Here is a 10,768-nt window from a genome sequence, read left to right on the forward strand (position 1 = left end):
CAGTTCGTGGTCTTGTATCTCGTCGGGGTCCAGCTGCTCATGCCCAAAGGTATCACGCTGGATTCGCAAGATGAATCCCGTCAGCCATTTGCGCAACAAAGCCCTTTCGAGATCAACATTCTGCGCCCCTTATATACAGATGCGTCCTGTTCCGGCGGACACAGCCAGCCCAATAGTTTTCAGATCTGCTGGCCGGCTATCGACTCAACGAAAGACTGCGCTCGCCTGGCTGGGCGGTATTGGTTGCTTTGAAGCTGTCGGCAAGACTACCGCCGCTTCAAAGCCAGACGAGCTTCCCGGTCTCGGCGACTGCAAGGTGAGCTTTGACGAAATCCGGTCCGCAATGCTGGCGACGATGGCAAGGCCAAGCCCGCTGCCTTCCGTTCCGGCTGTCCCCCTCTCAAAACGGCGGGCCAGCCGGCCAAGTGCTTCTGTCGGCACAACAAGGCCGTCATTGGCGACGCGGAACGTGCCATCCTCACCGAGGCTTACCTCGATCGGCTCGTCAGATGCGCCGTGCCGCAGGGCGTTCTCGACCAGGTTGCGGCAGATGATGCCAAACGCATCGGGGTCGAGGTCGGACATCACCGGGTGCTCCGGCAGAGCGAGTGCGATCCGGTTCGGTGCGGTCCTCTCGATATCGTCCACGACCAGGCGGGCGGTGATGCGAAGATCGGATAGGTGATCGAGCCGCAACCGCCCGCCCTCCGCCCGAGCCAGTTGCAGCAGCCGCTCGGCGATCCGGGCCAGCCGCTTCAGCGAGGCCTCGATCTCGGCGGCCCTGTGGCCGGCGCCGGTATCTTTCGTTTCCACCTGTATCCGCTGGGCCTGCGCGATTGCGCCTGCCAGCGGTGTTCGCAATTCATGCGCGGCGTTGGCGGCGAAGGTGCGTTCGGCCTCGAATGTGGACTTGAGTTGCGCCAGCAGCACATTGACCGCCAGCCCCACCGGGGCGACCTCGACGGGGAGATCGTTGCAGGCGACGGGGGCAAGGTCGCGCGGTGAACGCTCGGCCAGCCGGTCGCGGTAGCGGCGCAGCGGGGCCAAGCCCGAGCGGACGGTCAATACGATCGCCAGCAGAGCGGCAGGGATGAACACCAGCAGCGGCAGTCCCAGGCCCGCCCAGACATCGCGTGCCGCCGTCGCGCGATGAGCAAGCGGCTCGGCGACCGTGAGACGGATCGTGCCTTGCAGGGCGTCCTCGCCATACAGGCGATGGGTTGCGGTCGTGTGAAAGCCCGGCCCATCCCATTCCGGGAAGATGGAGGGGTCGGCCTCATGCGATTGCAGAAGGATTCTCCCCATGTCATCCCGCACGATATAGGTGAGGAATTCGTCGTGGTCGCGCAGGTCGGCAAGGTGTTGCGTCACACCTTCCTCCTCACGTCCGACGATCTCGACAGCGGCCAGCGGCAATAGGCGCTGCGCCGCCTCCTGTAGTGACGAGTCGAAGATCCTGTCCATCTCGTGCCGCAGCATGACCGCCGTGGTGGCGGCGGCGGCGATCCACAGAAGCGTCAGAAGGATGCCCAGAGACACCCCCAACCGCATCTGAAGGCTGCGTGGCATGGTCATGGCGAACCCAGCCGGTAGCCCAATCCGCGCTCGGTCTCGATCACCTCGGCGCCCAGCTTCTTGCGCAGCCGGCTGACATGGACCTCGATGGTGTTGCTTTCCACCTCGGTATCGAAGGCATAAAGCTTTTCCTCAAGTTGTGCCTTGGACAGAAGCTGCCCTGGGCGGGTGAGGAACGCCTCGAACAGCGCCCATTCGCGCGCCGTCAGTTGCACCGGCCGGCCGTCGCGGCGGATGCTGCGCGAGGCAAGGTCGACGGCAAGCGCGCCGTGGACGATGATCGGGTTGGGATTGCCGCTATAGCGCCGCGCGACCGAGCCGATGCGCGCGGAAAGCTCGGCCAGATCGAAGGGCTTCACCAGATAGTCGTCGGCACCGGCGTTCAAGCCTTCGATCCGGTCCGAGATCTGGTCCAGCGCGGTCAGGATGATCACCGGCGTCACGTCGCCGCCGGCGCGCAGCGACCGAAGGAAGGTGATGCCGCGTCCGTCGGGCAGCATGAGGTCCAGCAATACCAGATCATAGCCGGCGCCGGCCATCGCATCGCCGGCCGCATCCAGGCGCGTGACCCAGTCCACCGACTGGCCACCCGCGGCGATCTGGTCCCGCACGGCGGCGCCCAGAACGGTGTCGTCCTCGATCAGCAGGATTCGCATGATCTTCCTACTCATTTACCTCTGGCCATTATGGCGATCCGGGCTGACGCAAAGCTGATGGCGGGACGCCCCAGGCTTCAGCATCCCGTCAGGTTCGCGACGCAGAATGTCATCCGATGGCCGTTATACGGAGTGTGGTCCATGAAGAGATCGCTGACAATTCTGACCTTTCTCGCGGCCCTTCCGTCCGGGGCTGCACTTGCCGGCGACGACTGTGCCGTGCCGCTGGCAGACTGGCAGCCAAGAAGCGCGGTGGTGCGGCTCGCGGAAGAAAACGGATGGGTGGTGCGGCGCATCAAGATCGACGACGGCTGCTACGAGATAAAAGGCACGGACCGGGAAGGACGCCGCATCGAGGTGACGGTCGATCCCGGCACGCTTCAGGTGATCGAGGTCGAATACGAGGACGGAGGTGAACGGCACTTCCGTGAGGGCAGGGGACGCAAACATGATTGAGGCGAAAAGGGACGGCGGTATTTCGGACGTTGCCGATACCACGCGCATGGTGCGGGTCTGGGATCCGGTGGTGCGCAGCTTTCATTGGGGCCTGGTTGCCGCCTTTGCAGTGGCATGGCTCGCGGCGGACGAGGTGCAGCCGCTTCACGAGGCGGCCGGCTATGCAGTGGCGGCATTGCTTGTGCTTCGCCTGATCTGGGGTTTTGTCGGCAGTCACCATGCCCGCTTCGCGCAATTCATGCGTGGCCCTGCCGCGACGCTGGTCTATCTCGGAGACATGCTGCGCGGGCGGGAGCGGCGCCATCTCGGGCACAACCCGGCCGGCGCCGCGATGATCGTGGCACTTATGGTTACGCTTTCCGGCACCGCGCTGAGCGGCTGGCTGCTCGAACAGTCGATCGAGGAAGCCCGTGCCGTGACGGTTGTGGGCGAGCATGGCGGCCGGGAAGTCAGGGGGGACAAGGCCTTGAAGGAGGTGCATGAAACGCTGGCCAACCTGGCGTTGGTCCTCGTGGCCCTGCATGCCGGAGGTGTGGCGCTCACCTCATGGCGCCATCGGGAGAACCTGCCCCGTGCCATGGTCACGGGCCGAAAGCGCGCCCCTGGCGCAAATGACATGACCTGATCGCTACGCATTCCCACTGTTGTTGCGGCCCCGCCTGTCTGGCGGGGCCGGTTTGTTTTGCGCGACCGTTGCGGTTCGTCGGGGCAGGCTGACGGAAAGCTGACGCAGGTTTTTCGCGGCGATCAGGATCACGTCAGCCGCGCCCTCCAGATTGGTTTCATCAGGCAACCAAGGCTGAGGAGCATAGCCATGAAAACTATCCTGACCGCCACCGCATTCGCCCTCGCGATCCCCGCCGGGGTCGCGCTCGCCGACGAGAAATGCAACGTGCCGACCGAGAACATGCAGTCCTGGGAAGCCCTTATCCAGGTGACCGACGAGTTCGGCTGGACCATCTCGAAAATGGAACTCGACGACGGCTGCTACGAACTGAACGTCATCGACCAGGGCGGCAACAGCCTGAAGATGACCGTCGATCCCGGAACGCTCGAGGTGATCGACGGCAAGGTCAAGCGCTGGAGCGACGGCACCAGGCCCGCAAAGCGCAACTGATCGCCGCAAGGCTCCGCCCCGTCATCGCGGCGGAGCCTTTCCCACGCAGGCGTTCGCCACGGCCATAGCCGGGAAAATGCCCCCGAGATGATCGGAAAGGACATTCGAACCATGAAGACTCTGTTGATTGCCATAACCGCTCTCGCGGTATTGCCCGCGGCGGGGGCGTTGGCGGGCGACGACTGCCATGTGCCTCGCGGCGCCTGGCAGCCGCGCGAGGCGGTGATGCAGGCCGCCGCCGGCCTCGGCTGGCATGTCGAGAAGATCGAGGCCGATGACGGCTGCTGGGAGGTCAAGGGACGCGATGCCCAGGGCCGCCGCATCAAGGCCAAGCTGGATCCCGCGACGTTGCAGGTCGTCAAGCTGCGCCACCGGGACGGCGAGCAGGACCGCAAGCGGGATCGCGGCGGTGCAACCCCTGTCGCCCCCTCGGCCCCGCCCGCCAATCCGCTGTTCCAGAACGGCACCCCGCCCGTGGTGCGGGTGAACTGACAAATCAGGCAGAAGAGAGCAGAGACATGAAATCCATCCTCGCAGCCCTTGCGCTGACTTCCGCCCTGGTGGCCCCCGGCCTCGCCATGGCCCGGCCGGTCACCCTCACCACCACGCTGAACACTTACGGCGGCGATGGTGCCTATCTGGTTCTCTACGTTACCGATGCGCAGGGGGCATATGCCGGAACCCTGTGGATGGCCGGCGGCAAGTCGAAATATTACGAGCATCTCAGCGACTGGTATCGCGCCAGCGGCGGCGACCTGGCGCAGATCGACGGCATCACCGGCGCCAGTGTCGGCGCGGGCCGGTCGCTGGAAATCACCCTCGATCTTGCCGATGCGCTGTTCGATGCCGGCTATACGCTGCATGTCGATGCCGCCGTCGAGGACATGCGCGACAGTCCGAACGAGGTGGCCGTGCCGCTGACGGCGGCAGGGGCAGGGCGGCCCGTGCCCGGCCGCCGCTATCTCGCCAGCCTCCGCTACGACATGTGAGACGGCGCCATGATCCGCATGCTGCATCGCTGGCCGGGTCTGCTGGCCCTTGCTCTCGTCATGGTCCTCGCGATCAGCGGGGCGGCGCTCTCGGTCTTTCCCGTGGCCGAGCGGTTTTCCACGCCGCAGGCCGAGGCCGGCCTGACCGTTGCCGATCTCGCAGAACGCATCCGGACTGCCTATCCGGGGGTGGAGCAGATCCGGCGTGCGCCCTCGGGTCGGATTACTGCGTTCTGGTTCGACGACGGCACGCCCGGCGCGGCGGTGATCGACCCCGCGACCGGCAAGGGCATCGCCAGCGCCGATCCGAACCCGGTCGAACGCTGGCTGACCAGCCTTCACCGCTCGCTGTTTCTTGGCGATGCCGGCCGTATCGTCATGGCCGCCGGTGCGGCGGCGATGCTGGTCCTGTCGGTCTCTGGCGCGATGCTGGTCGCGCGGCGCATGGGTGGCTGGCGGCGCTGGTTCGCCCCTTTGCGCGGGCCGGCATCGAGCCGCATCCATACCGGGATCTCCCGCGTGGCGGTCGCGGGGCTGATCCTGTCCTCGGCGACCGCACTGTGGATGGCCGCCTCGACCTTCGATCTTCTGCCGGATGGAGCTGCGCCGCCGGCCTTTCCGACCGAGGTCAGCGGCAGCACCGGGGTCTCCCTTGCTGCGATGGAGCCGCTCTCCGTGATTCCTGTCACTGCGTTGCGCGAACTGAGCTTTCCCTATCCGGGCGACGCCACGGACGCTTTCACCCTGAAGACGGATCGCGGCACCGGCTATCTTGATCAGGGGACGGGCGAGCTTCTGGCCTGGGCCGAGCTGACGATGTGGGAACGGATATCTGAAACTATCTACATGCTGCATACCGGACAGGGGGCCGCATCTCTCGGCCTCGTGCTGGGTGTGATGGCGCTCGGCGTGCCGGCAATGGGGGTGAGTGGTCTTGTGCTCTGGCTCGCGGGGCGGCGGTCAAGGCCGCGTCTCCGTGGCAATCATCCTGCAAAAGGCGCTGGGACCATCTTGCTGGTGGGCTCGGAGGGCGGCAGCACCTGGGGTTTCGCTGCGACGCTCCAACATGCGCTGACCGCAGCGGGCCAGCATGTTCATGTCGCGCCAATGTCCGGTTTCGAGCCGGCGCGCTATCCGCAGGCCGAACGGTTCGTCATTCTCGCCGCCACCTGGGGCGAGGGACAGGCTCCCGCCACGGCGAAGGGGTTCATCGAACGCCTCGCGGCGCTGGAATCCGTCCCTGAGGCCCCGCTTGCAGTGCTTGGTTTCGGTGATCGCAGCTTCCCCGCGTTCTGCGCGTTCGCCGATGAAGTCGTGCGGCTGGCTGCTGCCAAAGGTTGGGCGCAATTGATACCCTTCGACGCGGTCGATCGCCAGTCGCCGCAGGATTTCGCCCGCTGGGGCCGCGCCCTGGGAGCGGCGCTGGGGATCGAGGTTACGCTCGAACATGTGCCAACCCCGCCGGTGACGGAGCGGCTCGTCCTGGTCTCGCGCCGCGATTACGGGATAGACGTGCAGGCGCCAACCGCGATCCTGCGCTTTTCCCTGCCCGAGACGACGCTCCTGCAACGGCTCACAGGTCGGGGCGTTGGCCGGTTTCAGGCCGGTGATCTCCTCGGCGTCCTGCCCGAGGGTGCGGACCTCCCGCGCTTCTATTCGCTGGCGTCCGGATGGCGCGACGGCTTCGTCGAGATCGTGGTGCGCAAGCATCCCGGCGGCCTCTGCTCTGGCCAGCTTCTGGCGCTGGAACCCGGTCAGGCGATCCGCGCCTTCGTCCAGTACAATCCCGCCTTCCATGCCGAAGGGGGAAAGTCGCCGCTGATTCTGATCGGCGCCGGCACCGGGATCGGCCCGCTTGCAGGGTTCATCCGGGGCAACAGGGGGAAGCGGCCGGTTCATCTCGTTTTCGGGATGCGCCACCCCGACAGCGATTTCCTCTATCGTGAGGATCTGGCCGCCTGGCAGGCTGATGGCCGTCTTGCGCGGTTGACCACCGCCATCTCGCGGGGAGCGAAGCCGCGCTATGTGCAGGACGTGCTGCGCGCCGAGAGCGCTGAACTGATCCGGCTGATCCGGGATGGGGCGCGCATCATGGTCTGCGGCGGGCGCGACATGGCCTCGGGCGTGGCCGAGGCGCTGACGGACATTCTCGCACCGGCCGGCCTCACCCCGCTCACGCTAAAAACGGAGGGGCGCTATGCCGAAGACATCTACTGATCCGATCCGCCACGCCCTGAATGGCCCGACCATGGGGACGCGCTGGTCGGCGCTTTTCCATGCCGATGCCGGGCTGGACCCCGCCCCGGTGCAGGCGGCCTTGCAGGCGGCCGTGGCGGAGGTCGACGCCGCGATGTCGACATGGAAACCCGACAGCGACTTAATGCGCCTAAACCGGGCGCCGGCAGGCGCCTGGGTGGCCGTTCCTGCCGGCTTGGCCGAGGTGCTGAACCTCGGGCTGCGGATCGGGGCTGTATCGGGCGGTGCTTTCAACATCGGCATGGGCGATGCGGTGCGCGCCTGGGGTTTCGGCCCCGAGGAGGCCGATGCCGGTGCTATCCGTGCGACCATGGTAACCACGCGCCCGCCCGCGCATGAGGTGCTGGAGATCGACCGCGCGGCCGGGTTGGCGCGAAAACATGCACCCATCACGCTCGACCTGAACGGCATCGCCAAGGGCTACGGCGTCGACAGGTTGGCCGAAATGTTGCAGGGCTTCGGCATCACCGGGTTCCTTGTTGGCATCGACGGCGAGATGCGGGCCTCCGGGCTGCGGCCCGACGGCATGCCCTGGACCGTCGTCGTCGAGGCGCCCGATCCCGAACGTCGCGCGCCTCATTCCATCCTGGCGCTGGAGAACGCCGCCGTCGCCACGTCGGGTGACTACCGGCATCATGTGACCGTTCAGGGCCACCGCCTATCACACACGATGGACCCCAGAACAGGCGGGCCGCTGCGGTCGTCGCCGGCTTCGGTCACGGTTATCGCCCGTACTTGTGCCGAGGCTGATGCCTGGGCGACCGCACTGATGGTACTGGGTCCGAAGGCCGGCGGTGAACTCGCCGCGCGCCTCGGCCTCGATGCACTGTTTCTCATGCGTGAAGCAGGCAGTGTCCGGACACATGCTGTCGGGACGCTGTTCGAGGCAAGGACGGAAGCCCTTCTCAATCATCCCGCCATCGCCCGAGGCCCTGTCCGTTCGTGCAAGAGCGCCTTGCGGCTTTAGCGAATACCTGTCCGGAAATGGACATCATACCCTCAACCCATGCCCGACGGCGTTCACCCGTTGCGGCCGGAACCGATGCAACAGGAGACGACTATGAAGACCGCAAGACCCCTCGCCGCCCTCGCCGTTGCCCTCACCCTTGCTCTGGGGGTATCGGGGATAGCCGCTGCGCAATCCCATGATCATGGCGGAGCGACGATCGAAATCACGCTGAACAACGGCGCCAAGTGGCGGGGCGACGACAATATGATCGCCGGCATGACCGCAATCCGGAGCACCATAGCCGAGAATGCGGAGGCCATCCATAGCGGTGCCCTGTCGGCCAACGCTGCGAAGGAGGTCGCCGCCGATGTCCAGAAGCAGCTCGATTTCATGATCGAGAACTGCGTGCTCGAACCGGAGGTCGACGAACAGTTCCATGCCGTCCTCGGAGAGATGATGGTCGGCGTCTCGGCGCTGGAAGCCGGCGAGGTGGAATCTGGCGCGGTGAAGATCGTCGAGGCGCTCAACGTCTATGGCGAGCATTTCGAACATCCGGGCTGGCAGGCGCTTCACTGACGCCTTTCGAGCACGGTCCAGAAGAACGAGCTGGCGGGGGCGTTATGCTTCCGCCGGTCTTGCCTTGCACGGGCAGCGCCCTTCCAGCAGATCGGCGTCGGCGGCCAGCGCCGCCGCCATAAAATCCACGAAGATGCGAACGCGCGCGGTATGGCGCAGATCTTCATGGGTCAGGATCCATAAATCCAGCATGAAATCCTCGGGCAACGAGGCGGCGCGAACCAGTGCGGGGTCGCAATCGGCAACCACGCAGGGCAAGGCTGCAAGACCGACGCCCGCTTGGGCCGCGGCATGGGCGGCGATGATCGAATTCGTGCGGTAAACCTGCCGCATTTGCGGCCACCAGCGCGCCAAGCTGCGGCTGAGCGGACCATGGGCCGCGCCGTAGCCGATCCAGTCGCCATGGGTCGGATCGCCCTGTTCTCGCGCATAAGGGCCCGGCGCTACGTAGACAGCGAAGGCCAAGCGCCCGACTCGCCGTCCTACCAGTGTTTCCTGCCCCGGATTGCCCAGCCGTAACGCGACATCGGCCTCACGCCGCGTCAGGTCGAGCACCGTGTCCGCAACGACCACCTCGATCTCGATCCCCGGCCATTGCGTCCGGAATGCAGCGATATGTCGCGGAAGAACCCCGACAGCCAGCAGGTCGGTGGCGGTGATACGGATCATCCCGCTTGGCCGTTGGTCCTGCCCGGTGACCTTCAGCGCCAGCGCGGCCACTTCCTCCTCGATGCGGAGCACGGAATCGCGCATCTCCTCACCGGCGGTCGTCAGGGCGTAGCCGCCGGGCAGCCGGTCAAAAAGTCGTACACCCATCCGCTGCTCGAAAGCGCCGATGCGGCGAAAAACGGTTGAATGGGTCACGCCCAGCACCCGTGCCGCGCCCGAAAGCGATCCCGCTCGGGCTACGGCAAGAAACAACCGCAGATCGTCCCAATCCTGCACCTGTGCATTCATGCAAGGAATCCTTGTCAGCCTAACCAATGCTGATCCTGAGAGGACAGCATATCTCAAATGGATAGGCAATAACTGCCGTAGCTACGCTGAAAACCATAAGAAGGAACCAGCCATGAAAAGAGCGGTCCTGAGCAGCAACGAATTAATCGGTCCCTCTACGCTGCCCAACTCGAGGAGACCGTCTTAAAACTCTTCGGGCAGGGGGATACCACTTTCGCAACACGTCGCGACACGGAATCCGGGCTGCTGCGCTGTGCTGAATGGCTTATTAAAGCTTACCTCATAGCGAACAGCTCGTGATGGAATCGCTTCGCCACCGGCAGTCCCTGGGCGGAAAAATCCCGCCGCAGCGCCTCACCGAACCCCGTCGGACCGCAGAACCAAATGCTGGCGTCGCGCCAATCCGGCACAGCCACACGAATACGCTCGCCGGTCAGTAAGCCATCGCGGGCATCGACTAGGACATGAAGGCGGATCCCTGCCGCCACAGCATCCTCTGTCAGCTTGACGATGGCCTTCTCGTCGTAGTCGGCAGTCGTGTGGAACAAGTCGACCATGGGAGGACGCTGGTCTGGATGCATGCGCCGTTCTTGCGCTAGATGCTTCATGCCGGCGATGAACGGCGTGATGCCGATGCCGCCGCCGATCCATATCTGTCGGGGCTGACCGTTATCAAAGTCGAAACAGCCATACGGTCCCTCGATACTGACCTCATCTCCCACCTTCAACTTCTCGCGCAGACGGCTGGTGTGATCGCCGAGTTCCTTGGTCACGAAGGTGATGCGTCGATCCTTTTCGTTCCAGGCAGAGGCGATCGTATAGGGATGAGCCCCTTCGGTACGGTCGGACATGGCGAAGGCGAACTGGCCAGGCTTATGCCCCGGCCAGCCCTGCGGCACCTCGATCTCCGTCTCGAGGGCCTTCACACCTGGATAGTATTGGAGCGAGGCAATCCTGCCTCGAACCTGCCGCCCCGCGCCGACGCGGCGCAGCAGGACTATCACCGCCGAATAAGTACCTGCCGCAAGAAGCAGCGCCATTACCGTGCCGATTGGCGACATCCAGTAGCTGAACGTGGTCAGCACAACAGCGTGGAACACGAGCACCAGGTAGGCGGCCGCCAACAAGCGGTGTGTTTTATAGAACAGCTGGTAGGGGAAGTATTTGAGGAGTGCCAGCACGATCAGCAGCACGGCAGCATAGAAGGCCCATTCGCCCAGACCCTCCGCCGTTCCGC

12 protein-coding genes are annotated in these 10,768 nt (G+C 65.0%); 8 read left to right on the forward strand and 4 right to left on the reverse strand.

Going from position 1 to position 10,768, the window contains the following annotated elements; translation table 11 throughout:
• Nucleotides 1–204 precede the first annotated feature (204 nt).
• A complete protein-coding gene (locus tag ACDP63_RS23210; protein ID WP_028710782.1) occupies nt 205–1,575 on the reverse strand; it encodes an ATP-binding protein in 1,371 nt (456 codons plus the stop codon).
• On the reverse strand, nt 1,572–2,231 hold the full coding sequence (locus ACDP63_RS23215; protein WP_028710783.1) for a response regulator transcription factor: 660 nt from the start codon (nt 2,229–2,231) through the stop codon (nt 1,572–1,574). The genes ACDP63_RS23210 and ACDP63_RS23215 overlap by 4 nt, the downstream gene beginning before the upstream one ends.
• 141 nt (nt 2,232–2,372) lie before the next feature.
• Between ACDP63_RS23215 and ACDP63_RS23220 the strand changes: the two genes are divergently transcribed.
• The 8 genes from ACDP63_RS23220 to ACDP63_RS23255 all read left to right on the forward strand — a co-directional run bounded on the left by ACDP63_RS23220 (nt 2,373) and on the right by ACDP63_RS23255 (nt 8,574).
• A complete protein-coding gene (locus ACDP63_RS23220; protein WP_028710784.1) occupies nt 2,373–2,687 on the forward strand; it encodes a PepSY domain-containing protein in 315 nt (104 codons plus the stop codon).
• Nucleotides 2,680–3,312 carry a cytochrome b/b6 domain-containing protein gene (locus ACDP63_RS23225; RefSeq protein ID WP_409928714.1) on the forward strand — a complete coding sequence of 211 codons (633 nt, stop codon included), beginning with the start codon at nt 2,680–2,682 and terminating at the stop codon, nt 3,310–3,312. The genes ACDP63_RS23220 and ACDP63_RS23225 overlap by 8 nt, the downstream gene beginning before the upstream one ends.
• Before the next feature lie 189 nt (nt 3,313–3,501).
• Nucleotides 3,502–3,804, forward strand: coding sequence for a PepSY domain-containing protein (locus tag ACDP63_RS23230; RefSeq protein ID WP_028710786.1), 303 nt, complete (start codon nt 3,502–3,504; stop codon nt 3,802–3,804).
• A gap of 111 nt (nt 3,805–3,915) precedes the next feature.
• Nucleotides 3,916–4,296 (forward strand): PepSY domain-containing protein, encoded by a 381-nt coding sequence (locus tag ACDP63_RS23235; protein ID WP_028710787.1) that lies wholly within the window; start codon nt 3,916–3,918, stop codon nt 4,294–4,296.
• 26 nt (nt 4,297–4,322) lie between these two features.
• On the forward strand, nt 4,323–4,793 hold the full coding sequence (locus tag ACDP63_RS23240; RefSeq protein ID WP_028710788.1) for a DUF2271 domain-containing protein: 471 nt from the start codon (nt 4,323–4,325) through the stop codon (nt 4,791–4,793).
• A 9-nt stretch (nt 4,794–4,802) separates the two neighbouring features.
• Nucleotides 4,803–7,010: a PepSY domain-containing protein gene (locus ACDP63_RS23245; RefSeq protein ID WP_409928715.1), complete on the forward strand. Its 2,208-nt coding sequence runs from the start codon at nt 4,803–4,805 to the stop codon at nt 7,008–7,010.
• Complete coding sequence (locus ACDP63_RS23250) at nt 6,991–8,016, forward strand: FAD:protein FMN transferase (protein WP_081750584.1); 1,026 nt, start codon at nt 6,991–6,993, stop codon at nt 8,014–8,016. The genes ACDP63_RS23245 and ACDP63_RS23250 overlap by 20 nt, the downstream gene beginning before the upstream one ends.
• 93 nt (nt 8,017–8,109) lie before the next feature.
• The gene (locus ACDP63_RS23255) at nt 8,110–8,574 is read left to right on the forward strand and encodes a hypothetical protein (protein ID WP_028710790.1); all 465 of its coding nucleotides are present in this window, start codon (nt 8,110–8,112) and stop codon (nt 8,572–8,574) included.
• Nucleotides 8,575–8,616: 42 nt separating this feature from the next.
• On the opposite strand, the gene ACDP63_RS23260 is transcribed toward ACDP63_RS23255, so the two are convergent.
• On the reverse strand, nt 8,617–9,531 hold the full coding sequence (locus tag ACDP63_RS23260; RefSeq protein WP_028710791.1) for a LysR family transcriptional regulator: 915 nt from the start codon (nt 9,529–9,531) through the stop codon (nt 8,617–8,619).
• A gap of 275 nt (nt 9,532–9,806) precedes the next feature.
• Nucleotides 9,807–10,768, reverse strand: a 962-nt coding sequence (locus tag ACDP63_RS23265) for a ferric reductase (RefSeq protein ID WP_409928716.1), incomplete at its 5' end; no start/stop codon positions are given.

Source organism: Paracoccus sp. P2 (assembly GCF_046335115.1).
GTDB classification, from domain to species: Bacteria; Pseudomonadota; Alphaproteobacteria; order Rhodobacterales; family Rhodobacteraceae; genus Paracoccus; species Paracoccus pantotrophus.